This window comes from Sutcliffiella cohnii, assembly GCF_002250055.1.
GTDB classification, from domain to species: domain Bacteria; phylum Bacillota; class Bacilli; order Bacillales; family Bacillaceae_I; genus Sutcliffiella; species Sutcliffiella cohnii.
This window is the reverse complement of sequence record NZ_CP018866.1, coordinates 4,062,367-4,088,273: the sequence shown is the minus strand read 5'-3', so window position 1 is coordinate 4,088,273 and position 25,907 is coordinate 4,062,367. Positions and strand designations below refer to the sequence as shown.

General features: G+C 37.5%; 20 protein-coding genes and 1 pseudogene. 18 read left to right on the top strand and 3 right to left on the bottom strand.

All coding sequences use genetic code 11. The features are described 5' to 3' along the window. Positions 1-110: 110 nt before the first annotated feature. From BC6307_RS20510 to BC6307_RS25385, 3 genes are all read left to right on the top strand, one after another. A complete protein-coding gene (locus BC6307_RS20510; RefSeq protein ID WP_066420420.1) occupies positions 111-566 on the top strand; it encodes a GNAT family N-acetyltransferase in 456 nt (151 codons plus the stop codon). 13 nt (positions 567-579) lie between these two features. After that, positions 580-1,413, top strand: a complete 834-nt coding sequence (locus tag BC6307_RS20505; RefSeq protein ID WP_066420421.1) for an arylamine N-acetyltransferase — start codon at positions 580-582, stop codon at positions 1,411-1,413. A 114-nt stretch (positions 1,414-1,527) separates the two neighbouring features. Continuing rightward, positions 1,528-2,376, top strand: coding sequence for an NERD domain-containing protein (locus BC6307_RS25385; RefSeq protein WP_066420423.1), 849 nt, complete (start codon positions 1,528-1,530; stop codon positions 2,374-2,376). A gap of 24 nt (positions 2,377-2,400) precedes the next feature. Here BC6307_RS25385 and BC6307_RS20495 read toward each other — a convergent pair whose 3' ends face one another. Then, positions 2,401-2,694, bottom strand: a complete 294-nt coding sequence (locus BC6307_RS20495) for a hypothetical protein (protein WP_066420428.1) — start codon at positions 2,692-2,694, stop codon at positions 2,401-2,403. Positions 2,695-3,254: 560 nt separating this feature from the next. Between BC6307_RS20495 and BC6307_RS20485 the strand changes: the two are divergent. Beyond that, positions 3,255-4,721 (top strand): annotated as a pseudogene (locus BC6307_RS20485) (IS1182 family transposase); the annotation flags it as partial. A 140-nt stretch (positions 4,722-4,861) separates the two neighbouring features. Here BC6307_RS20485 and BC6307_RS20480 read toward each other — a convergent pair. Continuing rightward, positions 4,862-6,283, bottom strand: a complete 1,422-nt coding sequence (locus BC6307_RS20480; RefSeq protein WP_235858290.1) for an LVIVD repeat-containing protein — start codon at positions 6,281-6,283, stop codon at positions 4,862-4,864. 403 nt (positions 6,284-6,686) lie between these two features. On the opposite strand from BC6307_RS20480, the gene BC6307_RS20475 reads away from it, so the two are divergent. The 11 genes from BC6307_RS20475 to BC6307_RS20425 all read left to right on the top strand — a co-directional run bounded on the left by BC6307_RS20475 (position 6,687) and on the right by BC6307_RS20425 (position 20,452). After that, positions 6,687-7,748, top strand: a complete 1,062-nt coding sequence (locus BC6307_RS20475) for a C39 family peptidase (RefSeq protein ID WP_066420600.1) — start codon at positions 6,687-6,689, stop codon at positions 7,746-7,748. 303 nt (positions 7,749-8,051) lie between these two features. Next, the gene (locus tag BC6307_RS20470; RefSeq protein ID WP_425319503.1) at positions 8,052-9,128 is read left to right on the top strand and encodes a sugar ABC transporter substrate-binding protein; all 1,077 of its coding nucleotides are present in this window, start codon (positions 8,052-8,054) and stop codon (positions 9,126-9,128) included. Between the two features lie 125 nt (positions 9,129-9,253). Beyond that, positions 9,254-10,774 (top strand): sugar ABC transporter ATP-binding protein, encoded by a 1,521-nt coding sequence (locus tag BC6307_RS20465; protein ID WP_066420598.1) that lies wholly within the window; start codon positions 9,254-9,256, stop codon positions 10,772-10,774. A 12-nt stretch (positions 10,775-10,786) separates the two neighbouring features. Further along, positions 10,787-11,962: a sugar ABC transporter permease gene (locus tag BC6307_RS20460; RefSeq protein WP_066420597.1), complete on the top strand. Its 1,176-nt coding sequence runs from the start codon at positions 10,787-10,789 to the stop codon at positions 11,960-11,962. Positions 11,963-12,138: 176 nt separating this feature from the next. Next, positions 12,139-13,116, top strand: a complete 978-nt coding sequence (locus BC6307_RS20455) for a sugar ABC transporter substrate-binding protein (protein WP_066420595.1) — start codon at positions 12,139-12,141, stop codon at positions 13,114-13,116. Further along, complete coding sequence (locus BC6307_RS20450; RefSeq protein ID WP_066420593.1) at positions 13,113-14,570, top strand: sensor histidine kinase; 1,458 nt, start codon at positions 13,113-13,115, stop codon at positions 14,568-14,570. Before BC6307_RS20455 ends, BC6307_RS20450 begins: the two co-directional genes overlap by 4 nt. After that, positions 14,548-16,080 (top strand): response regulator, encoded by a 1,533-nt coding sequence (locus BC6307_RS20445; protein WP_066420592.1) that lies wholly within the window; start codon positions 14,548-14,550, stop codon positions 16,078-16,080. Before BC6307_RS20450 ends, BC6307_RS20445 begins: the two co-directional genes overlap by 23 nt. Before the next feature lie 13 nt (positions 16,081-16,093). Beyond that, entirely contained in the window at positions 16,094-17,152 is a 1,059-nt protein-coding gene (gene xylF, locus BC6307_RS20440; protein WP_066420591.1) for a D-xylose ABC transporter substrate-binding protein, read from the top strand. A 178-nt stretch (positions 17,153-17,330) separates the two neighbouring features. Beyond that, the gene (locus BC6307_RS20435; RefSeq protein WP_066420590.1) at positions 17,331-17,822 is read left to right on the top strand and encodes a CBO0543 family protein; all 492 of its coding nucleotides are present in this window, start codon (positions 17,331-17,333) and stop codon (positions 17,820-17,822) included. Next, entirely contained in the window at positions 17,812-18,273 is a 462-nt protein-coding gene (locus BC6307_RS20430; RefSeq protein ID WP_066420588.1) for a CBO0543 family protein, read from the top strand. The genes BC6307_RS20435 and BC6307_RS20430 overlap by 11 nt, the downstream gene beginning before the upstream one ends. A gap of 151 nt (positions 18,274-18,424) precedes the next feature. Next, a complete protein-coding gene (locus tag BC6307_RS20425) occupies positions 18,425-20,452 on the top strand; it encodes a prolyl oligopeptidase family serine peptidase (protein WP_066420586.1) in 2,028 nt (675 codons plus the stop codon). 203 nt (positions 20,453-20,655) lie between these two features. On the opposite strand, the gene BC6307_RS20420 is transcribed toward BC6307_RS20425, so the two are convergent. Next, positions 20,656-21,831, bottom strand: coding sequence for an IS256 family transposase (locus BC6307_RS20420; protein ID WP_094366203.1), 1,176 nt, complete (start codon positions 21,829-21,831; stop codon positions 20,656-20,658). A gap of 414 nt (positions 21,832-22,245) precedes the next feature. On the opposite strand from BC6307_RS20420, the gene BC6307_RS20415 reads away from it, so the two are divergent. From BC6307_RS20415 to BC6307_RS20405, 3 genes are all read left to right on the top strand, one after another. Then, positions 22,246-23,385, top strand: coding sequence for a YibE/F family protein (locus tag BC6307_RS20415; protein WP_066419959.1), 1,140 nt, complete (start codon positions 22,246-22,248; stop codon positions 23,383-23,385). Next, entirely contained in the window at positions 23,382-24,140 is a 759-nt protein-coding gene (locus BC6307_RS20410; protein ID WP_066419961.1) for a YibE/F family protein, read from the top strand. The genes BC6307_RS20415 and BC6307_RS20410 overlap by 4 nt, the downstream gene beginning before the upstream one ends. A 210-nt stretch (positions 24,141-24,350) precedes the next feature. Continuing rightward, entirely contained in the window at positions 24,351-25,565 is a 1,215-nt protein-coding gene (locus BC6307_RS20405; RefSeq protein ID WP_084380659.1) for a S8 family peptidase, read from the top strand. Positions 25,566-25,907 lie beyond the last annotated feature (342 nt).

Here is a 25,907-nt window from a genome sequence, read left to right as displayed (position 1 = left end):
AATAGGTCTAGTTATTAACACAACAGTATTATTGATCGTTGTGTTTTTTACCGTTAAAAAAGGAAATCATCTATGAGAATAGTATAAGTATAGAAAAGGGGGATAAAAGTATGTATCAATATTTTAACGGTTTGGTGATTCGAGAAGGTACAGAAGGGGTTCCAGCGGTGTATGTAGAAGCACTTTTTGAAGATGCGGGTTGGGCGCGAAATACTCCAGACTGGCAAAAGGAAAAGTTTTCGTTAATTTTTCAGAATTCTACTTGGGCATTTACCGCTTGGGACGGTCAAAGAATGATAGGTATGGTGCGGGTTATTTCGGATAAAATTATGGCCGCCAACATTATGGATTTAGTCGTGTTAAACGAATACCGTGGAAAAGGAATCGGACAGAAATTAGTAGAGTTATGCGTTCAAAAGCTTCCACACGGTGACTGGTTCGCTCACACTTCCGCTAATAACTTTCCTTTCTATGAAAAGTGCGGATTCGAAGTGAAAGACATAACGAAAAATGGTACTTGTGCTTACTATGGATACATTCAAGCACGGAAGGATGGGCATCGATGAATGGAGGGGGAAGATGTCGGCAAGAGGTAATGATGTAGCGAAGTATATTAGTTTTTTAAATTTAGAAGTAGAAGCTCCGTCTTACGCTTATTTAGAGCGGATCTGTCAGGCCCACCTTAACACTTTTCCTTTTGAAAATATAAGTAAACTACTCTATTTTCGTGACCATAACTATGGAAAATTTGAAGTACCATCATTTGAAAAGTTCATTAGAGCTTTTGAAAATCACCACTATGGAGGAACATGCTACACATTAAACTCTAACCTCATGATTTTATTAAAGAAGCTAGGTTTTACTTGCTATCACATTATGCTTGGAAAGGAGCATATGGGAATTATTGTGACACTTGGCGACGAACGTTTTTATGTGGACTGTGGTGCAACTGCTCCTTTTTTTAAGCCTGCTCGATTTGAGTCGGGTCATGAAAATAGATCTTCTTTTGGTAACGATGAAGTATATCTACTCCCTGTAGATAGTGAAAACAATTATAAATATATGCGTTTTATGAATGGGAAACAAAGTGGAAAAACGTGGAACTTTCATTCAAGGCGAGAAATTACTATGGACGATTTCCTCCAAGTTATCGAAACATCTAATAAGCCAGGAGCAACTTTTATGTCGATCCTGAGGTGCCATCTTTACCAAACGGATCAACAAAGAAGTGTTTCGTTAGTAAATAACAAGTTCACAATACGATACTCTAACGGCGAAACTACTGTAACGACATTATTAACACCAGAAGAAATACGATCAGTAATTGCGGATGAGTTTAATCTACCGAAGTTACCAGTATTAGAGGCGGTGAACGTTTTAAAAGAGTTGGATGTAGATATTTTTGCAGAATAAAGTAGTGATTTTCACCAATTAGCTAGAGTGAAAACTTTATTGATTATCCAATTCGTTACCAGTTGTGATACTATTAATCTAGTGAAAAAATTTCCAGTAATAAAGGTGAGAATAATGAAGAGATGGATTTTTCTAATACTAGTTTTATTAATTTTATCACCACTTGTAGCCTTTTTAATTCCGCTCATAACACCGCTTCTTTTAATTGCGGCCATCATTATTTTTAAAGTGAAATTTCCAGAAATTAAAGGTGCAATTGGGGAGAGTAGGGTTAATCGAATATTAAATGAGTTGGGACCAGAATATAAAGTTTATCACGACCTTTATGTACCAAATGAAAAGGGAGGAACATCACAGCTAGATCATGTTGTTACGTCGCCTTATGGAGTTTTTGTTATTGAAACTAAAAACTATGAAGGTTGGATAATAGGGAAGGAACATAATAAATATTGGATGCAAGTAATTTTTAAGCGAAAAGAACGATTTTACAACCCAATTTGGCAAAATTATGGGCATGTGCAAGCTTTGAAGAAATATTTACATATGGAGAATGGGGAAGTTATTCACTCCATCATCGCTTTTTCACGGAATGCTACCCTAAAACTTGAGAATATTAAGTCGGCAAGAGTTATTCACTTCCACCAGTTAAAACAAGTGGTAAAAGAAATGCCTGTTCATAAAATTAATGAGGTTGAATTAAAGAGAATCGATCGTTATCTTGATAGACTTGCAGTTAATGATAAAAAATCAAAAAAACAATTGAAACAACTACACGTAAAGTCTATCCAACATAATGTAAAAAAGAAAAACCAACAAGAGAAGGCGAATTTGCAACAAAATTCATGCCCGAAATGTGGCAGCCAATTGGTAATGAGAAAAGGAAAGTATGGAACCTTTTATGGCTGCAGCAGCTTTCCTAAATGCAAATATACAAAACAGATGGAAAACAAAAAAGTTCTCTAAAATATTTAGGGAACTTTTCGGCAGTTATGCTGTTTCATTTTTTGAAGCATCGAGCATAAGAATAATAGCAGTAATAATGTGCATGATCATTCCGACGATAGGAATCCAAGCGATACAGGAAGTAACAATTCCGAGGACGCTTCCAGACGAACTTTTTCCTTCTTTGTTTGCGATTACTAGAGTGGTGATGTGTAAAGCTAACATAACAGCTAGTGGAGTCCATAAAAAGCTTAGAACGAAAGTACCGCCTATTATTGGTATCCCTAGAAATGCCTCCAAACCACCAGTAACCCATTTAAGGATTCTAGATGCTGACATGGATAAACCTCCTTTCAGTTGTTGGATAAATTAGGAAACTATATGAAAAGTATAATATAATATATTGTTTTAGTCATTGTTTAATTAACGTAACTAGAAATTAGTTATTACATATATATTTAGAAATTTAGTCTTTTTTTATGAGAAATAATGGAGATTGAAAAATGAAAGTAGGGGAGAAACATGCTTTATGACAGTTTTCGAGAAGTTTTAATCGCTTTGCTTTTTTGGTGGGTTATCCTACTAATATCTCGTAGGGTCACTTTTCGATATCCAGAAAGAAACAGTTGGAAAAAAGATTTACTCGTATCTTTAGCGCAAAGTGTATTCGTTATTATTGGGTTTAATGTTTTGGCGTTCTTCTTATAAAGGTTTTATTTCCAGAAAATGTGTGGACGAGGGAACTGTCCCTCCGTCCACGGGATCTGTCCGAGACCACTGAAAAACCCCTCCTAATAAATGTAAAAAAATAAAAAAAGAAAACCTTCCTTTATCAAAATTTGGTATAATTAGAAACGACCAAGAATCTAATTATCAATCGAAAAGGAAGGTTTTCTTCTATGCTTAAAGAAAAAGATATGCAGTTAAGCATCTACTCCGAATTATACTATAAAATCCCCAAAAATCATACACTCAAACTTGTCAGAGAAGCAGTTGATTTTTCTTATATTAACAAAGTACTGGAAAAATCGTATTGTAAATACTATGGTAGGCCTGCCAAAGAACCAGAAATGATGGTTAAATTACTCGTTCTTGGATACCTTTATAATCTTTCTGACGAAAGAGTAATAGAAGATGCTTCCCTTAATCTAGCTTATATGTACTTTCTAGATATTAATCCTGAAGACACACTACCACACCCCAGCCTGTTAGCCAAGTTTAGAAAACACAGACTACAGGATGTCTCGTTAGATGATATTATAGCCCTATTTGTTAAACAATGCGTCGATAAAGGAATTATCAAAGGTAGTTCTGTAAGTATTGATACCACTCATACAGAAGCTAACACGTTCAAAGCTACACCCGAACGGGTGATGAAAAGATTAGTTAGTAAGATGTTTAAAACATTAAAAGAGGAAGTAGAAAAAATTCCAAGTGATATCAATCAAGAAATCCCGGATTATAAAGAAATTGAAGACCCTAAAGTTGCGAAAGAAACAATGAAAGCCTATGTTGAAGAAACTATCACCACAGTAACAGAAAACGTAGACGTAGAAACTACACCTAAGACAAAAGCAGTGATTGAAAATGCGAAAGAAATACTATCCGACCCAAAGTTTTTAGCCCAAAAAGGTGTACGTTCTATTGTTGACCAAGAAGCAAGAGTTGGGCACAAAAGTAAAACTTCCAACTTCTTTGGATATAAAACAGAATTTATGATTACAACAGAAGATAGAATTATTACTTCCGTAAGGGTAGGCAATGGGGCATACGTGGACGGTAGTTTTTTTGACGAGCTATTACAACTCACTATAAAGTCTGGTATTTCGGTTGAAGAACTATATGGAGATAAGGCATATTTCAAAAAAGTAATTTTGGACAAATTAAAAGAAATAAAAGCAGCTGCCTACATACCTGTAAGTGAAATGGCTTATAGAATTAATGAAGAGTTATTTAGTTATAACAAAGACGCTGATCAATGGAGTTGCGAACAGGGAAATACGACTATAAAAAAATATTATAAGAACACCAAAAACAGACAATCGTACAAATATTACTTTGATAGAGAAAAATGTAAAGCCTGTCCAATCAGGACAGATTGTATTAAAGGAAAAAATGTTGGAAAAATCTTAGAAGTTGGAATCAACACACCAGAATTCTATGAATATAGCCAACAACAAAAACAACCAGAGTTTAAAAAAAAGTATAAAAAGAGAGCATGCCAAGAATGGAAAAACGGCGAAATGAAATGCTTTCACGGGCTAGATCGTGCCAGGGGGTACGGTCTCAAAAGCATGTCTACACAAGCAAAATTAACTGCATTAGCAGTTAATATAAAGAGGATAGGAAAGATCCTATCCTCCAAAACAGGGTAAAAAACGCTGGTTAGCATCAAAATAGGACAACATTTTCCTTATTGAGAGGTAAAAGTTGTCCTTATTTTTTTTCCGTTTCAAAAAAAGGGACTTTTTCAGTGATTTCGGATCTGTCCCTCTGTCCACATTTTTTATGGTGTTGGTGTGTTGCCGTTGCCACCTGCGTTGTTTTTGAGTAGTACTTTTAAGCCACTGTTCATGTCTGATCCTAGTACGTAGTTGCGGTCTACGAATACGCCCCAAGTGTTACCGCGTTCTGGTGTGTATTGTCCGATTTGAACTGGGTTAGTTGGGTCCGTAATGTCTACGGAAATGACGCCTCCAGAGTAGTAGGATAAGTATAATGTGTTTCCTTGCACTTTCGGATCATGTACTGTTTTTGCGAAAGTCGATACAGGTGGGTTTGGAACGTCATATGTTAGGTCTGTTGTGAATTGACTTAATAATACAGGGTTCGTTTTGTCTTTAATGTCGTAAATTCGCGTATAGCCGTATGCTGATTCAAAGCCTTCTCCGACTGGATTCGCTACTTCACGAGTTTCGATTAAAATATTGCCACCTTTCGCTAATGCAGCGGAGTGGGCCGCTCCTTTTACGTGAGGCTCATAGCTTGTTCTACCTAGGTAAACAGGCTCTTCAGGATTTCTAATATCAAAAATTACGGTACCTAAATCCCACATTGATACATATGCATAATGGCCATTGTTGTCTGTAATGACACTATGGTTAAATACTGCACGCGGGCGGTCGTTCGGATCTGTCCAGTTGTACCCGTTCCAATTTTCTGGAACTTCTTCTAAATCTCTAGCATCCCACTCCCATATTTTTTCTGGATTAGTTGGATCCGAAACATCGATAATTTGGAAGTCTCTCTCCGTACCGTGTGTATAATAATCTGCATAAGGATTCGATGTTAATAGAAGTGGACGGTTTCCTTGAGTTGTTAAATATAGTTCATGAGTTCCTGTTACTCTTCGATCTAGTGGATAAAATCCAAGGCGTTCTGGATTGTATGGGTCACTCACATCATATAGTAAAACTCCCCCAACACTGTCAGGTCTGTTGGCATTATTTCGAGAAGTTTGTTGTACACTTACTACTGCTAAGTCTCCTCGGAAGTGAGGTGTGTTAACGGATTTTACGATCACTTTTTCTTGCCAAGTATGAGGAATCTCGTTAGCAAATACTGCAACCTCTTGCGGATCAGATGGATTACTTAAGTCAAATACACGAACCCCTCCATTACCTCCACCAGCTGTATGCGTTCCTGTATAGGCAAACCCTTTATGTGCATATACATCTGCCATGTTTTTTTGTGACCCGTTAATCGGCTCAATTTGTTTGGAAGCTACTTCACTTAAGAAACGAACATTTTTACTACCTTCTGATGTATATCCTAATTGCATTTCCTCAATTTCTTCAGGAGTGAATGCCTCTCCTACTTTATTCCCGATTCCTTCAAGTGCATCATGAGCAAAAGCTGATGGCATTAACGATGAAAATGCAAGCGCTCCTGCTAGAGTTGTTGTAACTAATAGGTTCCTTCTTTTCACTATTACATTCCCCCAACATTTCATAGATTTTTGTACAAGGGAAATTATAGCAACTAGAATTATGGTATACTATTAAAAATATTCTATTAATTTTGACAAGAGTGTCGGTAGATTAGGATAATATCCCTTTTAAGAAAATAGAAATTGAGCAATATGAACGGAATGTGCAATTTTCAGAATAGGTGTATGGTCATAAAATTTACAAAAATACATGTAACAGAAAATTTTCGATTGTCGAAACAATAAATCAATGGAAGTATAAAAGGATAGAAGTTTTATTTTCATCTAGTAAAATTTCCGTTTGTGTTATAATTTACCTATAAAAAAATAAGGGCTGGAGGCACAGGTTTAATTATTTCCACTATTTAGTGGGACGAGAAACTGTCTCCCAAAAGGGGAAGCGATGAAGAAAAGGATTATAGTTACAACTTCAGTTGGTTTAGTTTTAGTCTTATTGTTTTTGAATGCTCCAAAAGATGAGGCGAAGACAGTAAATGAATACGATGAAGAGAGCCTGCAAATAGGGAATCAACATTTGAGGCAGGAAGAAATTGCAGTGAAGGAACGACCTGATGAGCTTTTAGAAAAGTTTGTTCTTCGTGAAGAAATCGAGTTAAAGCTATGGGATGAAGGAGAAGAGGTTGAAGAAATTCAAACGTTATTAAACAAATTCGGCTACTCCATAGAAGAGAATGGAGTGTTTGGATTGCAAATGAAAGAAGCGGTAGAGGATTTCCAAACAAACTTATCACTGGATGCAACGGGATCAATCGATTATGCAACATATAAGAAACTAGTGATAACCGAGTCTAGCAACCTAGCAGATGATTATATAGTTAGTTTACAAAATAAAAGAACGATGCAAGAAACGTTTATTCCGATTCCAACACTTATTCAAACACCTGAGTTGCCGAACGGTTGTGAAATCACTTCATTAACGACCATTCTTAACTACTACGGTTATGATGTTTCAAAGACAGTAATGTCTGATCACTATTTACCGAAAAAACCTTTTACTTATAAGGATGGTAAACGATTTGGAACGAACCCACACGAATACTACGCAGGTGAACCGAGGTCGCAACATGGTGGATGGTATAGTTTCGCTCCTCCCATTGTCGAAGCGGGAAACATGTATTTAGAAGAACAGGGTAGTACGATGCGTACGATTGATATTACTGGTAGTAGCAAAGAAGATATTATTTATTACGTTAACGAGGGTTTTCCTATCGTTATATGGACAACGTTAGATTTAAGTCCGCCAAGAATGAATTCTCATTGGTATTTGCAAGATAGTGGACAGTATTATGAAGCACAAACGAATTTGCATGTTGTTGTACTGAATGGATTTACAGACGATAAAGTGCATGTTATGAACCCGTTAATTGGTCAAGTTACGTATGATGCGGAAGCTTTCTTTCGTGTTTATGAACAAATGGGTCAGCACGCCATTATTGTGAACTAAATGCCTGTTGGCACCGAGCCGGTTCCCATATCTCCTACTATAGAAAGAATAAGGAGTTAAGCGAAGGGGCTTATGTATATAGAGAAAAAATAGTGATTGAGCAGGGTACAGTTGGTTAGAACTGTACCCTGCTTTTTTTATATTTCACCTAATGCTAAAAAAGTATAGATAATGTTAAAAGATTACTATATGTTAGCGCTTTCATGAGGGGCGAATCGATATAAGATGGAAATGTAGCAAATAATTAAAAATTTGAAGGGGGAACTTCAATTGAAAAAGATGTGGAGATTATTTTCCGTTTTAATGGTTGCGACGTTGTTAATTGGTATGTTAGCAGCTTGTAGTGGTGCAACTGGCGGAAGTAGCAGTGTGAGCGTGGGTATCGTTTTACCGACGAAAGATGAGCCTAGATGGGTGCAAGATGAACAGCGCTTTAAAGATGCATTAGCTGATTCAGAGTACACAACAGAAATTTTATTTAGCCAAGGTTCTTCAGCAAAAGAAAAAGAAAACGTAGAAACGTTACTTAATAAAGGAATTGACGTATTGATCATTGCTCCTCATGATGGGGCAGCAGCTGGTTCTGCAGTAGAAGCAGCGAAAAAAGAAGGCGTAACAGTAATCGCATATGATCGTTTAATTACTGAAACAGATGCAGTGGATTACTATGTAACTTTTGACTCTGTTGCTGTAGGTGCAGCACAAGGTCAATATTTAATCGATAATGTGGAAGGTTCTAACGTACCTCTTTACTTATATGCAGGTGCTTCTTCTGACAACAACGCATTTTTATTCTTCCAAGGAGCTTGGGAAGTGCTTCAACCGAAAATTGCGGATGGTACTTTTGTTATCGCAAACTCTAGTGAAGCAGTAGCGTTAAAAGATAAAAATGAACTTACTCGTGACGAGTTAGGGAAAATTTTAGGGCAAGTAACAACGAACTGGGATCCTAGTGAAGCTATTAATAAAGCGCAAACTCACTTAACGGCAGCTGGAGCAAACTTAAAAGGTGATATTGCCATTTTAGCACCAAACGATGGTACAGCTCGTTCTATCGCTGATGTTTACGGTTCCGATTCTGATATTTCTAGCTATGTCATCTCAGGACAAGATGCAGAAAAAGCGTCTATTCAGTACATCATTGACGGTAAGCAATCTATGACAGTATTTAAAGATGTACGTACACTTGTTGCAGATGCAATCGGTATGGCAATCGATATTTTAGATGGTAAGACACCTTCTACTACAGGTTCATACAACAACGGTAAAGTGGATGTAAAAGCGAAACAAACGAACGTCATTGTTGTAGACCAAGAGAACGTGAAAAAAGAGTTAATCGACTCTGGTTATTATGAAGCAAGCGAGTTTACTGGACTGTAATTAATAGAAGAAAAACGGAGCTGTCCGAAAACATAAGCGCCATGCACCCCCATTTACTAAATGGGAGAGCGAGGCGCTAACGGACAGCCCCATTAATATAGCTGTTTTGTTTGGAGGAAAATTAAATGAGCGAATATATACTGGAGATGAAACAGATTTCAAAGGAATTTACGGGAGTGAAGGCGCTCGACAATGTCAATTTTAAGGTAAAAAAGGGTGAGATTCACTGTTTAGTTGGTGAAAATGGGGCTGGAAAGTCAACACTAATGAAAGTACTTAGTGGTGTTTATCCTTATGGAACTTACGGAGGAGATATTGTTTACGAAGGTAATATACAACAATTTAATAAAATTAGCGATAGTGTTCAAGCGGGCATCGTCATCATTTACCAGGAGTTAGCTCTGTTTCCAGATCTCACAGTTTATGAAAATATATTCGCCGGCAATGAAATGAAGCAGAGAGGATTCATTGACTGGAATGAGACGATTGTAGAAGCGAAAAAGCTACTAGAAAAAGTGAATCTCGATGTGAATCCAGAAACGCTTGTCAAAGATTTAGGTGTAGGGAAACGTCAGCTAATTGAAATTGCGAAAGCGTTAAGTAAAGACGTAAAACTTCTCATCCTCGATGAACCAACTGCGGCATTAAATGAAGATGATAGTGAGAACTTATTAAAACTATTAGATGGCCTTCGGAAACAAGGAATTACTTGTATTATGATTTCTCATAAATTGAAAGAAGTTATTTCGATAGCGGACAATGCAACGGTTATTCGTGACGGACAAACAATTGGAACGTTAGATGCATCTAAAGGAGAAGTAACAGAAAATACGATTATTAAAAACATGGTAGGTCGTGAAATCAAAGATATTTATCCGAAGCGAGAAAAGAAAGTATTTGGAGAGAACGTACTAGAGTTAAAAAATTGGTCTGCATATGATCAAAAGCTAAGCAGACATGTAGTGAAAAATGCAAACCTTAACGTTAGAAAAGGTGAAATTATTGGTTTGGCAGGCTTAATGGGCTCTGGTCGAACGGAACTTGCCTTAAGTATTTTCGGTAATGCGAAAGGGTATAAATTGCAAGGGGATTTAATGCTAGATGGAGTTCCGAAAGTGTTAAAGCATCCTAGTGACGCAATTAAATCTGGTATCGCGTACGTTACGGAAGATCGAAAGGGAGATGGGTTGTTTTTAGCGCAAGACATTAAAAGCAATATTTCTGCCGCCAATTTACATGGAATTGCGAGCAACGGAGTTATTAATGACAACGAGGAAATTAAAGTAGCAGACAATTACAAGTCATCGTTGCACATAAAAGCTGCCTCGTTAGAACAACTCGTTGGAAAATTAAGCGGTGGTAACCAGCAAAAAGTTTCGTTAGGAAAGTGGCTATTTGTCGGCCCTAAACTCCTCATATTAGATGAACCTACTCGGGGAATTGACGTAGGGGCGAAATTTGAAATTTATACGGTCATGAACAAGCTGATTGAAGAAGGAATGAGTATTATTATGATATCTTCCGAGCTTGGAGAAGTATTGGGAATGAGTGACAGAGTATATGTCATGGCTGAAGGAGAAATAAAAGGCGAATTACCAATAGAAGAAGCCGACCAAGAAAAAATAATGCAACTTGCAACACAATAGGAGGCTAAACCAATGAATTTAATAAGTGACGTTAAAACGTTGATCAGTAAAAATATCCGTGACTACGGAATGTATATCGCTTTGTTTGTTATTTTTCTTATCTTTACTATTCTTACAGACGGATTATTTATATCTTCTCGTAACATTAGTAACTTACTAGATTCTGCAGGATATATTGCGGTTCTTGCAGTAGGTGTTATGCTCGTTATCGTCATTAGACATATCGATTTATCGATCGGATTTTTAGCAGGATTCCTCGGTGCAATTGCAGCTATTTTACTAATGCAATATGGATTACCCGTGTATGTAGTTATCCCAGTTATTTTAGGATTAGGTATTATTGCAGGATTGTTCACAGGATTTTTAGTTGCAAAAGTCGGTATTCCAGCTTTCGTAGCAACACTAGCTGGTTGGTTAATTTATCGTGGAGCTATTTTACAAGTAACAGAAAAATCAGGTACGATTATCGTTCAAAATGATGCATTTAATGCGATCGGGAATGGCTATATCCCGTCCATGATGCAAATTGGCGGATTACACTTACTCTCTTTATTAATTGGTGCACTAGGAATAGTCTTCTATATTTATAGTGCGATTTCGAACCGTCGTAACAAATTGAAGTACAGTTTTGAAGTAGTTTCTAAACAGATCTTTATTTTACAATTAATATTTGTATCAGCAATTATTGCTGGAATCACATGGGTTTTAGCTGGATACAACGGTTTCTCATGGACTGTAATCATCATTTTATTAGTTGTTTTAGTGTATCACTTCTTCACTACGAAAACAGTGTTAGGTAGACATATTTATGCAGTTGGTAGTAACCCAGAAGCAGCACATTTAAGCGGTATTAATGTTAAAAAAATAACGTACATCGTTTTCGGTTCGATGGGATTGCTATCTGCGTTATCAGGTATTTTATTTACCTCTCGATTACAAGCTGCAACAACAACTGCAGGTACGTTATTTGAGCTTGATGCGATTGCAGCAGCTTACGTTGGTGGTGTATCAGCAGCAGGTGGAGTTGGTAAAGTGACAGGTGCGATCGTCGGTGCTGTCGTTATGGCATCGTTAACGAGTGGAATGAACTTGCTAGGTGTTGGTATTTCCTATCAATACATGATTAAAGGTGGCGTACTTGCATTAGCAGTTATTTTTGATGTTATGACGAGAAGAAAAGGAAAATAAAGGTTTGCAACGAGGAGGCTTTCACCTGGAAAATGGGGAGGCCTTTTAACAATGTCTGGTAGTAATTTATTGAAAGTAAAAAAAGAATGCGCTTTTTTACCTAGGCTGATAGAATCAAACTAATAATATACGAAATTTCAAAACGATTACGAGCACAAGAGAAAGGAGATAGAATGTTGCGTAAATATGCTTACGTAATACTTGGCGTTGTATTTGTCTCCCTTTGTTACCTCATTTTTGTTTCGGCAAACATTGTCTTGCGGATTAATGCTGAATTACCCGAAGCTATAAAGCAAGAAAAATCTCAATACCGGTTAGTTTTAATAACGAGAGACATAGAAACGACATTTTGGAATAAAGTCGGGCTTGGAGCGGAAAAACAGGCGGAGGCGGATGGAGCTAGTTTAGAAATATGGGGAAGCTACAGTAACAATCCTGAAGAATTTCTTGAAAAATTAGAGTTAGCGATTCATTCCAAAATGGATGGAATTATTGTACAAGGGCTTGATACGGACGAGTTTAAAGAGCTAACGAAAGTGAAAGCAGCGTTTTACGGGATACCTATTATTACGGTTGCGAATGACGTCCCGATGGCAGAGAGTTTGAGAAGAACGTATGTTGGTTCTGACCAATTAGAAGCTGGTAGGCTAATCGCAAAACAGTTAGTGGAAGACATGGGGATGAGCGGGAATGTTGTCCTTCTTTACGACAATCAACATGAATATTATCAAAGACAGCGGCTTGAAGGAATAAAAAGTGTGTTGAAACGCTATCCTAGTATTCAAACGTTGGAAGCAGAAACATCGGAAACGCGAGATCAAGTTATTTCGAGAACGAGAGAGGTATTAAATGAAATGCCTAATGTTGATGCGTTTATTGCTGTCAACGCGAAAATCGTTGGTCCAATGGTTCAAGAAATTAGTAGACGCTCTCAAGTGGAGCCTTACTTTATTTATTCGTTCGATGATGGACAAGAATCACTTCCGCTATTATCAGACGGAAAAATTGATGGTGTTATTGAGCAAAGTCCCGAAATGATTGGCGAAATAAGTGTAAAAAAGCTTATTAACTGGCTAAATGGCGATACTGTACCTCTTGATATTAACGGTTATTTTACTGATATTCATATATTGAAGGGCGAACAACAGCAATGATAAGTATTCAAAGAAAAATATTACTGCTTACGACCATTGTGATTTTAATCATGTCGGCAATTTGGATAACGCTTACATATTACAATCATCAAACACAAGTTAAATATAACGATATTTTGAATCGTTATTTAGTCTTGAATGAAGTAACGCGATCTAGTCATCAAGTCATCACCGATTTGAATAATTATATGCTAGATTCTTCGCTTGATAATTTAAAGCGGTTAGAGGGAAGTAAAAAGGAAATAGAAACGGCGAAGTATGATGTTTTATCCGTTAGAAATATAGAAAATAGTTTTACGCTAACAAATTATATCCATTTAATAGATAGTTTAGTAGAAACGACGGACAGGCTGTTAAAAGTAGAAAAAGATACAGAGGCGGCTGTAAAGGATTTAGCGGAAGCTACTAGAATTTCTAATTACATTTCGGAAATGACTCTCACGTTAATCGATATGGAATTGAAAACTCATGAACCGTTTTATCGTGGAATTATGGAACAGTCTATTGAACTAGTGAAACTAGGGTTTTTACTAATTTTACTAACTTCTTTCTTGCTCCTGCTCATTACGTATTGGTTTTCATTAACTATTACGAGACCGATACAGCAGTTGACGAAAGCTGCTAGTGAGCTGGCGAAAGGACACTTTAATCAACCGATTAATGTGAAAACGAAGGATGAGATTGCTTTTCTCGCCCGAACATTCGACCATATGCGAAACAATATTAATAACTTAATAAAGCAAATAAAAGAAAAAGCAAAATTAGAACATGAGCTCCAACAAAATAAAATCCTATTGCAGGAGAGCCATTTTCGTAGTTTGCAAAGTCAAATTAACCCGCATTTTTTGTTTAATACATTAAATACTCTTTCGAAAAAGGCTTATTTAGAGGGATCAGAAGAAATTAGTGATTTACTAGTAAGTGTTGCGGATCTCCTTCGATACAATTTAAAGCAAATAGATCGGTCTGTTACACTTCATGACGAATTAATCGTGTTAAAGCAATATATGGATATTCAAAAAGCTAGGTTTACGGACCGCCTCCATCTTCATTTAGAAATAGATGAAACTTGCTTACATGTAAACATACCTGCGCTTACGTTACAGCCGATTATTGAAAATGCCGTCATTCATGCAGTAGAACCTAGAGTGGATGGAGGGACTATTACTGTTCGGGTAATCGATAGTGGAGAGTATGTGTCTATTGAGATAGAAGACGACGGGGTAGGGATGTCAATAGAGAAGATGGAGCAACTATTAACAGAAAATCCTGTGCAGGCAGAAGGGCATTCAACGGGTATAGGGTTTAGCAATGTCGTGAAACGATTGCGTCTCTTCTTTAATAAAGAAGACGTTATGGAAATAAAAAGTACTGTCGGGATAGGAACGAACGTCGTATTAAAAATTCCAAAAAATAAAGAGGCGATAACAAATGAAACTCTTAATTGTGGATGACGAACAAATTGAGCGAGAAGGGATGATGGCCATTTTGAACAGAGCCTTCCCTGAGCTGAAAATCGAACAAGCAAACAATGGTTATCAAGCTATTGAAATTACTAGAATGTTTCAACCAGATTTAGTATTAATGGATATTCAAATGCCAGGCATGAATGGACTAGAGGCGATTGAGCAGATACATGCAGAATATCCGACTATTAAATTTGTGATGGTGACGGCATTTGATACGTTCAACTATGTGCAGTCCGCTTTAAAATTAGGAGCAAAAGATTATATTTTAAAGCCAAGTAAAGTTAGTGAAATTAGAGCGACAGTTGGAAAAGTGTTAAAGGAAATTGAAGAAGAACGCGAATTTTTTACGGAAAGTAAGATACAGAGTGAAATGCTTGAAAAAACATTAGCACTCGTGGAAACAGATATTGTAACACAATTACTATTTGATCATGTGCATGAAGTACATGTAGATATGCTTGTCGAAATGGTAGAAATCCCTTCAACAAATGAGATGTTTGTCATGAACGTCGTTGTACCAGTTGGAACGGAGTATACGTACTCACGAATAAAAGAAAAAGTAAGAGAATGTAAGAGTGGCTGGATGGGGGCTTTATATGACGGACAACTTCCGATTATTATTTTTCGAAATCCTGAAGTTTCATTCCGATCCCAAGCGATATTACTCGCACGAGACATTCTTTCGATTGCCAACTCGGAACAGTTAGCTGGTTGGTTTATAGGGATAGGTAATGTTTGTCAGTCGTTAGAGCAAATTCGCCAATCTTATCAGGAAGCTTCTATTGCTTCTGCGAATAAGAATCTCCCAGTAAAATATCGTTTTTTTCAAGATGTACCAATCGGAAATGACATTCGATACGAGGCGAAACTTCTTAAAAAGGAATTTTCCGAGCAAGTTCGACTTGGCGAATGGGATCAAGTGAAAACGAATGTAATAAATCTTATTCGAGCTTACGAAGTAGAGGGTTTAGATCTCCAGCATTCACAGCAACTGGTCTTGGAAGCGCTATGGTCCATTTGGTCCGTTATGAGTGATATCGGTATTGAAACGCTAGCCCCTATTTATTCGTATCAAACACAAAATTTCCGCCAGTTACGAACGGAAACTTCATCTCTAATACAAGAAATGAAGCAAAATTATGAGAAACATTACCGCAACATTGAAGCAGATACAATCCATCAAATAAAGCAATATATTATGGAAAACTCCCAACACGATATTTCGTTAGATACGTTAAGTAGAAAAGTAGGGTTAAGTCCGATTTATATTAGTAAAATGTTTAAGGAAAAGCTTGGGGTTAACTATATTGAATTTTTAACAGAATGCCGAATTGAAAAGGCGAAGAAAATGTTAGGAGACCCTGAAAAAAGTATAAAAGAAATTACTATTGAAGTTGGATATCATGAACCAAACTATTTTAGCAAAGTGTTTAAAAAAATGTGTCACGTAACGCCTAGAGAATACCGGAAAACGTTGCTCGGTATGAAAGGTTAATAGGGGTGAGGAGATGGGAAGTAGGCTCAAGAAACTTATTGTATTCATACTTCTATTATTTATGGCTGCTTGTGAAGGCGAAAATAACATAGTACTACCTGTTGAAAAAGAAGAGTCCATTGCGCTGGATACGGAAGAAAAGATTAAAATAGGTTTTTCGATGGATACGTTAGAAGAAGAGCGTTGGCCAAAGGATCGAGAGCTTTTTAAAGAGGCAGCGGAAGCCTTAGGAGCAGAAGTGCTTGTGAGAGAAGCAAAGGGAGATGATGCTTTACAAATCGTACAAGCAGAGTCCTTAATTAGTGAAGGAATCAATATTCTCGTTATTGTCCCTCATAATGCCGAAGCAGTAGCAACTATTGTGAAAAAGGCTCATTTAGCCGGTATTAAAGTAATTTCATACGATCGGCTAGTTAAAAATTCGTCGGTTGATTTGTATATATCTTTTGACAATGAATTAGTAGGACAATTACAAGCAGAAGAAATAACAAAACTAGTTCCAAAGGGAAAATATGTATATATCGGCGGTGCGAGTACAGATAATAACGCGCATTTACTTAAAAAAGGTGTGTTTAAAGTACTGCAGCCATTTATCGAAAGAGGAGATATCCAGGTTGTCTACGACCAGTGGACGGAAAATTGGGATCCAGAAAATGCACGCGCCTATATGGAAGAAGCTTTAAAAGCTAACCAAAATGAGATAGATGCGGTTATCGCTGCAAATGATGCAACGGCAGGAGGAATTATTGAGGCACTAACAGCACATGGACTTGCAGGGACTATACCAGTTGCTGGCCAAGATGCTGATTTATCAGCCGTTCAATACATAGTGGATGGAAAGCAAGCGATGACAGTGTACAAACCGATTAAAGCTTTGACAGAAGAAGCGGCGAAAATAGCAATTATGATGGCAAAAGGAGAAAAAATGGAAACAGACCAAGTGATGAATAATGAGAAAGAAGAGGTACCGTCCGTCTTTCTTCGCCCAATCCCAGTTGATCAAAAAAATATAGATGAAACAATAATTGCTGATGGATTTCATTCGTATGCAGACGTATATAAAGAAAATTAAAGGGAAAAAGAGAGTTTAGCTATTTTCACTAGCTAAACTCTCTTTTTGTTTATTAGGTGAACGAATAAATATTTGCATAGTATTGAATTATTTCGCGCATGCTATCTCTTATGTCGAAAGTTGTCGTTTTGTGAAAAAAAGCATCACAGTTTACACTTTAATATGGTGGTGAAGCCCTGTGAACTTTGATTATTTAGTGCTAATTATGTTGTGGATTATTTTACCGATTATATTATGGAAGGTAATACCTCGCCATCGTTTACGAGAAGCATTGGCAGCACTTTTGTTTTTTCAAATGTTAACATGGGTTTTTAGTATCGGTTTGACCTATGCGGGGTTACTAGAGGCACCAGTTCGATTTTTTAAAGAGGCGACGAAAATAAATTTTACGATGGAATATTTAGTGTTTCCAACAGCGGCAGTATTATTTCAATTATCTTTTCCGCATAAAGCTCGGTACTTTAGACGACTTGTTCATTATTTATTGTGGGTAGGAATTATCCTTTCTTTTATGGCGCTAATAGGAACGTTTACAAATATTATGGATATTAAATGGGATAATCTTGTTCGCAGCTTTTTTAATTTTCTTATTGAATTATGGATATGTCGTCGTTATGTGTTGTGGGTGATGAATCAACCACCAAAAGGATATGATACATATGAATATTGATCTAATGCTTCTGTATTGTTTGTATGCGATTACTATTATTTCGTTAGCATATATCCCAAGGGATAAATGGAGAGAAGCGAGCATAGCCTTTTCTTTTCAACAATGTGTAGCTTGGTTTCTTGGGTTACTTGCTGTACAACTAGGGTTGTTACAATACCCTGTTCGGGAGCTTGCTAGCGTTAATGGGACAAGCTTCTTGTTCGAGTTTGTCATGTATCCAATTATCGGGAGCTTTTTTTGTATATATTATCCGTTTAAAAAACAGATGAGGATAAGGGTTTTATATTTAGTCTCCTTTTGTACCATTTTAACTATCCTTGAAGTCATTTTTGAAAAGAATACAAATCTTGTCCATTATATCTATTGGGATTGGTATGTTACGTGGTCAACCGTTGGTGCAACGTTAATGTTGCTATGGCGGTTTTATAAGTGGTATTTTAAGCTTGGTTAGACAAGTTGTTTGACAACGGCTTTCAAGTACGGAACCTCCGATCGATAGATCAAATTAATGTTAGTTTCCTTCTTTTTATCATTTCAAGCAGGAATCCTTTTTCGTGTACCGAAATAGTAGGGGTACATAGACGAAGGGGGACTGACTCACGATGACGACTGAAAAATTAAGTGGTGTAATAGAGGATTTTCATGGTACAAAGGTCGCTGATCCGTACCGTTGGTTAGAGGATACAAGTTTAGTAGAGACAAAACAGTGGGAAGAAGAGATGGCAGCCGAATCTACAGCTTATTTTATGGAAACAGACAGTAGTAAGAAAGATAGAGAGCGATTAACCGAGCTTTGGAATTTCCCGAAATTTTTTGTTCCGAAAAAGGTTAATAACAAACTCTTTTACTTAAAAAATGATGGGCTGCAAAATCAGGCGATTCTTTATGTAAAACAAAATAATGAAGAGCGTATCGTTATTGACCCGAATACGTTAACAGATGACGGAACAGTTGCGATGACGAATTATGTGTTCAATAGTGATGGGACTCTTGTTGCGTATGCGACGTCGCGAAATGGTAGTGATTGGCAAGAAATTAAGGTGCGAAACACGGAAACTGGCGAGGATTTAGTGGATCTTATTCAGCATGTAAAGTTCACGAATATCGCTTGGTCACCAGATGATAGTGGGTTTTTCTATAGCCGATTCCCAGAGCCAAGTGCGGTTGTGGAAGAGGGTACGCATAACAAAGTGTACTTCCATAAGCTTGGCACGAATCAAGCAGAAGATACGTTAGTACATGAGCAACCAGAAGACAAAGATTTAATGTTCTCTGCTTCCTTATCTCAAGATAAAAAGTATATAATGCTTCACGTTTATTTTGGAACAGCGTCCGAAAATAGATTTTATTTAAAAGAACTGAATAGTGAGGGACCATTTGTACGCCTCCTAGATGAACAAAATGCAGAGTACACGTATATTACAAATGATGGAACGCACTTTTATTTTCAAACCGATTTGGACGCACCGAAAGGAAGAATTATTTCTATCGATGTAGAAAATCCAGCTAAGGAAAATTGGGTAGAAGTTTTACCGGAGCAAGAGCTCGTAGTGGAACGAATCAAATTTTTAAACAACCAATTCATTGTTGTATTCCTAAAAGATGCGCATCACGTTATCCATTTGTTTAACAGGGACGGTTCTTTTGATAAAGAAATAGAACTCCCAGTGATCGGTTCATTAACAGACATAACGGTGAATAAGGACGATAGGGAATTATATTTTGGGTTCACTTCATTTTTACACCCTACTGTTGTATACAATTATCACGTAGTAAGTGGTGAATTACGTTTAGAGGCGCAATCAGACATCGCTTTTGACGTAGAAGGTTATGAAACGACTCAAGTATTTTACCCTTCTAAAGATGGTACGAAAATACCGATGTTTTTAACACATAAAAAAGGGTTAGAGTTAAATGGAGAGAACCCAGTCATGTTATACGGCTATGGTGGGTTTAATGTGAGTTTAACACCAAGCTTTAATCCAGCGGTTCTTCGTTGGTTGGAAAAAGGCGGAGTTTATGCAGTTGCTAATCTTCGTGGTGGAAATGAATACGGGGAAGAGTGGCATCGTGCCGGTATGTTAGAAAATAAACAAAATGTGTTTGATGACTTTATTGCAGCAGGTGAATGGTTAATTGCAAATAAGTATACGTCTACACCGAAGCTCTCAATCATGGGTGGTTCTAATGGTGGTCTACTAGTTGCTGCTTGTATGGTGCAACGCCCAGACTTATTTGGAGCGGTTCTTTGTCGAGTACCGGTAATTGATATGTTGCGCTATCATAAGTTTACGATCGGGAAGTATTGGATTCCAGAGTACGGCAATGCAGAAAACCCAGAACAATTTCCGTTCATGTACGCATACTCGCCACTTCATAACGTAAAAGAAGGGGAAAAGTATCCGCCTGTACTTATTGCGACAGCTGACAGTGACGACCGTGTCGTACCAGCACATGCGAAGAAGTTTACGGCGACGTTAAAAGAAAAAGCTGATAAGAATACGACTGTTATTTTGCGCTTAGAGAAAAAAGCAGGGCATGGATTAGGAAAACCAACATCGAAACTTATCGGAGAATGGGTAGACTTTTACGCGTTTCTTGAGAAAGAAGGAGTTGCACGGACGGTTTGAGTTAAACGTTCGAGTAGGAGGGGTTACCCCCTGTTATCGCTAATAAAACTATCGCAAATAAAATCGTGTTACCGCAAATAAAAATGGTTTATCGCAAATAAAAGGTACTGTCAATAATTATGTGTAAGTATTTGTACTCAATGAGTTATATGGTTTTGTTAGTGGAGGATTCAGGCAGCCTCGGCTGCCTGAATCCTCCACTTTTAGGCTTTGGGATACTGCTCCTCAAACATTTTTAAAATTTGATCATGAGCTAGGCCGAATCCACTTAGTTTTCTTCTTGACCAGCGCTCGTTATAGTCGATAGAGGTCAGGTACGTAATCTTTTCAGCTGCTTCAATGTTCGGCAGGCTATTCATGGTTTTTAACCTCTTGCGGATTTCCTTAATGGTACGCTCAATAAGATTTGTAGTGTAGATGTACTTTTGGATTTCCTCAGGGTAGCGTAAAAAGGTTAAGAGTACTGGAAGGTCTTCTTCCCAGGAAGCTATTTCTCGACTGTAGCGCTTTTTCCATTTCTCCCTGAGCTCTCCGAACGCTTTTTCAGCTTCTACGTATGTGCTTGATGTATAGACTTTTTTTAAATCAGTACTTAGCTCAGCTTGATCCTTCTTACGTGCTTTATTCATAGTGGAACGGACCTTGTGTATTACACAACGTTGAACATCAGCTTTTGGAAAGATGGAACGAAATGCCTCTTCGAGACCAGTCAGTCCGTCAAAAACGCCTAGCAGTACTTCCTGTACTCCTCTGTTGCGCAGGTCCTGGAGGATTTCCTTCCAACCATTTGAAGATTCTATTCCTCCGACATAAAAACCAAGGATTTCCCTGTGGCCTTCCGGAGTAATTCCTAGAACAATATAGACAGCTTCTTGGGCTACTGTATCTCTACGAATCTTTACAAACAAAGCATCAAGAAATAAAGCACAATAGCGCTTCTTTAAAGGGCGGTTCTGCCATTCAATCACATCCTCCATCACGGCAGATGTGATATTCGATATGGTGCCAGGGGAATATTGTTCCCCAAGCAAGTTTTTCAAGATACTCCCTACCTGACGGACTCCAACCCCGTGTTGATAAAGTTGAACAACGAGCTCATCTACTGCAACCATTCGCCTTTGATAAGGCTCAAACATATTAGTCGTGAACTCACCTTTACGATCGCGGGGAACAGCCAGATCTTCAACGCGGCCATACATAGTGTCGAGAGTCCTCGGATAGTATCCATTACGGGAATTTCCTTCTCCGACAGGTTCGTTCTCTAGTACACTCTTGATCTCCTCGCGCAAGATAGTTTCTATTTTCTCCTTTAGGAGATCCTGCATGGAAATTTTTAAGATAGTGGCTAAATCTAATTTATCTGTGTTAAAATGGGACATGGATAAAGTACTCCTCTCAAAGGTTATTGTGGTGATAACTCAGAGAGTACTTTGTCCTTTTTTATTTGTCTAGCAAAAGGTCTTACACATACTTTTATACATCATCAAATAAAATCGTGCCACCGCAAATAAAAATGGCTTATCGCAAATAAAATCGTGCCACCGCAAATGAAAATGGTTTATCGCAAATAAAATCGTGCTACCGCAAATAAAAAGCATACTATCGCAAATAAAAAATTGAATTACTAAAAAACGCAACCCAAAGCAACCATTTAACAAAAGAGCAATGTCCTCACATTGCTCTTTTTGCACTTTCGACATCCACATTTGAAAGGAAACCTACCCAATAATGATGACGAACAGCATTTAGTGTACAATAGAAAGAGTTTTAGACGAGTAGCTGAGGTGTAGTACATGAACATTATTGTAAATAAGCTAAAAAAGCTAACATACATTCATATAATATTTTACGTGGTCCTCGCAACACTGTTTTTATCATCGATATTGTTCGTCCATCATAATCATTCGTTCTATGATCAACCTATTGTAAAGGTTATGGAAGTGGATTTAGAAGATAGTACGGAAACAATCGATATGTTTGGTAATGAGGATGTTCTATACAGTCAAAGTATTGTAGGACAAGTCATGAATGGAGAGGAAAAGGGACGCCCATTTACATTTGTGAATGAATATTCCACATCTGGTGCGTATGACCAGCCGTATAAAGTCGGTCAGGAACTATTTGTGAAAATAGAACGTGTCGCAGAAGACGATGTTTCTTTAACAGGAAATGTAATGGACGTGAAACGTGATAAGCATCTTTTGTTCGTTTCTTGGGTGTTTATTTTCATCCTTCTCATCGTTGGCCGCAAACAAGGTCTTTATTCGATTTTAACACTTGCTATTAATGCGGCCATTATCTCATATACCTTAGACGTTTATTTAAGTCGACCCCATTGGAATTTAGTGTTCATCGCTGGAGTGAGTGTTCTTTTCTTTACCGTTATTTCTTTTTTATTAGTTAATGGGTTTAATGAAAAAACGTATGCTGCTATTGCGGCTACGCTAGTTGCAACGTTTGTGTTAATCGTTATTACGTATCTCGTCATATGGGTTAGTGACAGTCAAGGGCTTCGCTATGAAGAAATGCAGTTTCTAACACGTAATCCTGAAGTGATTTTTCTAGCTGGGGTGTTAGTAGGTTCGTTAGGAGCGGTAATGGATGTCGCGATAACGATGTCATCCTCGATATTTGGATTGTATGAAAAAAATCAGCAGATTCCAGTCGAAGCGTTGAAAGCTTCTGGCAAAGAAATTGGCAAAGATATTATGGGAACGATGACGAATATTTTATTTTTTGTCTATATTAGTGGGGCGATTCCGACACTCGTTCTGTATATGAAAAACGATATGTTATGGGGTTATACGTTTACGATGAATCTTTCCTTAGATATAGCGCGGGCACTTGCAGGTGGAATTGGTATTGTTTTAACGATTCCAATCGGCATTTATATTACGATACTTTTCATTAATAAAAAGAGGGTAAGCCAATGAATGTATTAGTAGTATTGACAATTATTTTGCTTATTTTGATGGTGCTGATTGGTGGGAAAAAAGGAGCTCGCTCGTTCATTGCTTTACTTTTTAATTTTGTTGTTCTCTTTTTTACGATTCTATTTATGACGGACCCTAACGCTAATCCAATTATATTAATTTTATTAGCATGTACGCTCATCAGTTGTATTAATTTATTTTTCATTAATGAAGTGAATATAAAAACGAAAACTGCCTTTGTTTCTACGATCGTGACGTTCGTGATTCTATTATTTTTTATTGTTTTCTTAACAGAAAGTGCCATGATCCAAGGTTTTGGAACGGAAGAAATTGATGATTACAGTACGTTCTCTCTTTTCGTAGGAATTGATTTTATGGAGCTTGCAGTAGCGGTCATTATTACAAGTACGATTGGAGCAATTGTCGATATCGCTATTTCTATTTCATCTCCAATGCGTGAAATATCGTATCATAATCCATCGATGGGCAGAAAAGAGTTGTTTCTTTCTGGAATGAGTATTGGTAGAGATATTTTAGGTACGAGTACAAATACGTTATTTTTTGCCTTCTTTGGAAGTTATCTTGCCTTACTAATTATGTTTAAGGACGTTTCATATTCGATTGGACAAATTGTAAATTCAAAAGTATTCGTCGCAGAGATGCTCACAATTCTTGTTGCAGGAACTGGTGTAGCATTTACCATTCCGATAACGGCAGCAATTACGGCTTTTGCTTTAGTGAGAAAGAATGATTAAATGAGAAATCTTGTAGTTTAATTTGCTACAAGATTTTTTTATATCAAACTAATACAAAAATCCCCTAATAAATAACATTGGCCAAGTTGACCATTTTGTTATAGTGTAATTCCTTTTTTTTTCGTACTACTTGGGAAACTTAAAACCTGTCACATTTTTCAGAATAATTAGAGTATACTTGTAACAATCTCAAAAAAGGAGGAATTACATATGAGAAAACTACTAACTTTGTTAACGTTAAGCATCCTTGTATTTTCGATGGTAGTACCAATGTCGATTAGTGCACAATCACAGGCAGAAAAACAGGAGTACCTTGTTCAATTTAATGACAAGGTAAATAAGGGGATATTAAACGCATTTGGTGTAGATAATAGTGATGTTCTTCATACTTACAATCTACTACCTGTTAATCTAGTAAAAATGACAGAGCAGCAAGCGAAAGCATTACAAAATAATCCGCATATTAAAGCGGTGGAACCTAACTTTGAAGCACAAGCATTTGCTCAAACCGTACCGTGGGGAGTTCCTCATGTTCAAGGTACCGATGCTCACGCAGCGGGGCATACTGGAAGTGGTGTAAAAGTAGCAATACTTGATACGGGAATTGACCGAAATCATGAAGATTTAAATGTAAGAGGAGGGCACTCTGTATTTACGGATAGTGCAAACAGTGATCCTTATTACGATGGTAGTGGTCACGGCACGCACGTAGCTGGAACAGTGGCGGCGTTAAATAATAGTGTAGGTGTGTTAGGGGTAGCCTACAATGCGGATTTATATGCGGTAAAAGTATTAAATAACAGTGGAAGTGGTTCTTATGCGGGAATCGCTGAAGGAATTGAATGGGCTGTTAATAACGGAATGGACATTATAAATATGAGTTTAGGAGGTTCGATGAGTTCTTCTATTTTAGAAGAGTGGTGTAATATTGCCTACAATTCTGGTGTGCTTGTAGTGGCGGCAGCTGGAAACAGTGGACGTACGAATGGCCGAGGGGATACTGTTGGTTATCCAGCAAAATATGATTCTGTTATCGCAGTAGCAGCAGTTGATTCTAGCAACAATCGTGCAAGTTTCTCTAGTACAGGACCTGCAGTGGAAATTGCTGCACCAGGTGTAAACATTCTTAGTACGACTCCTGGAAACAGCTATGCATCTTACAACGGAACTTCGATGGCATCTCCACATGTAGCTGGTGTGGCAGCGCTTGTCTTGGCAGCGAATCCGAACCTTTCAAACGTGGAGCTTCGTAATCGATTAAACGATACAGCGCAAAACTTAGGTGATGCAAACCACTTTGGAAACGGCCTAGTGCGTGCAGTTGATGCCATTAACGGCACTAGCTCCGGTGATAACGGTGGCGGCGACGATGGCGGAAGCGAACCAACAAAACCAGGTAACGGCAAAGGAAACGGAAGAAACTAATACATGTAAGAGGTCAGAGCTTGCTCTGGCCTTTTTTTGTCGTAAATAAACTCTTAAACTACTCCAATCATTTAGACCGAAAGCACTAATTTCATTAAAGGCTTCTTGGACTTAAGAATCATATTGATGGGAATAGTGGATATGTAATTTTGTTATAGTTAATTTATGGTAAAATGGAAATAGGTCTTATAAAACGAGTTTATAGTATAAGGTAGTTTTTATTCCTTTTATTTAGTTCTGAAGAGGAGTGTTTGTAATTGGCGAGAATTTATTTAAATCCTTCGATTGCTAAAGATGCACCTAAAACTAGTATGACAAAAATTGCTGGCGTTGGGATTCTAC

Excerpts from the sequence above, each read along its gene's own strand:
- BC6307_RS20430 (WP_066420588.1), top strand. The coding sequence starts at position 17,812 with ATGAATATTGATCTAATGCTTCTGTATTGTTTGTATGCGATTACTATT.
- BC6307_RS20445 (WP_066420592.1), top strand. The coding sequence starts at position 14,548 with ATGAAACTCTTAATTGTGGATGACGAACAAATTGAGCGAGAAGGGATG.
- BC6307_RS20465 (WP_066420598.1), top strand. The coding sequence starts at position 9,254 with ATGAGCGAATATATACTGGAGATGAAACAGATTTCAAAGGAATTTACG.
- BC6307_RS20410 (WP_066419961.1), top strand. The coding sequence starts at position 23,382 with ATGAATGTATTAGTAGTATTGACAATTATTTTGCTTATTTTGATGGTG.
- BC6307_RS20495 (WP_066420428.1), bottom strand. The coding sequence starts at position 2,694 with ATGTCAGCATCTAGAATCCTTAAATGGGTTACTGGTGGTTTGGAGGCA.
- BC6307_RS25385 (WP_066420423.1), top strand. The coding sequence starts at position 1,528 with ATGAAGAGATGGATTTTTCTAATACTAGTTTTATTAATTTTATCACCA.
- BC6307_RS20470 (WP_425319503.1), top strand. The coding sequence starts at position 8,052 with ATGGTTGCGACGTTGTTAATTGGTATGTTAGCAGCTTGTAGTGGTGCA.
- BC6307_RS20450 (WP_066420593.1), top strand. The coding sequence starts at position 13,113 with ATGATAAGTATTCAAAGAAAAATATTACTGCTTACGACCATTGTGATT.
- BC6307_RS20475 (WP_066420600.1), top strand. The coding sequence starts at position 6,687 with ATGAAGAAAAGGATTATAGTTACAACTTCAGTTGGTTTAGTTTTAGTC.
- BC6307_RS20505 (WP_066420421.1), top strand. The coding sequence starts at position 580 with ATGTCGGCAAGAGGTAATGATGTAGCGAAGTATATTAGTTTTTTAAAT.
- xylF (WP_066420591.1), top strand. The coding sequence starts at position 16,094 with ATGGGAAGTAGGCTCAAGAAACTTATTGTATTCATACTTCTATTATTT.
- BC6307_RS20415 (WP_066419959.1), top strand. The coding sequence starts at position 22,246 with ATGAACATTATTGTAAATAAGCTAAAAAAGCTAACATACATTCATATA.
- BC6307_RS20510 (WP_066420420.1), top strand. The coding sequence starts at position 111 with ATGTATCAATATTTTAACGGTTTGGTGATTCGAGAAGGTACAGAAGGG.
- BC6307_RS20405 (WP_084380659.1), top strand. The coding sequence starts at position 24,351 with ATGAGAAAACTACTAACTTTGTTAACGTTAAGCATCCTTGTATTTTCG.
- BC6307_RS20420 (WP_094366203.1), bottom strand. The coding sequence starts at position 21,831 with ATGTCCCATTTTAACACAGATAAATTAGATTTAGCCACTATCTTAAAA.
- BC6307_RS20460 (WP_066420597.1), top strand. The coding sequence starts at position 10,787 with ATGAATTTAATAAGTGACGTTAAAACGTTGATCAGTAAAAATATCCGT.
- BC6307_RS20425 (WP_066420586.1), top strand. The coding sequence starts at position 18,425 with ATGACGACTGAAAAATTAAGTGGTGTAATAGAGGATTTTCATGGTACA.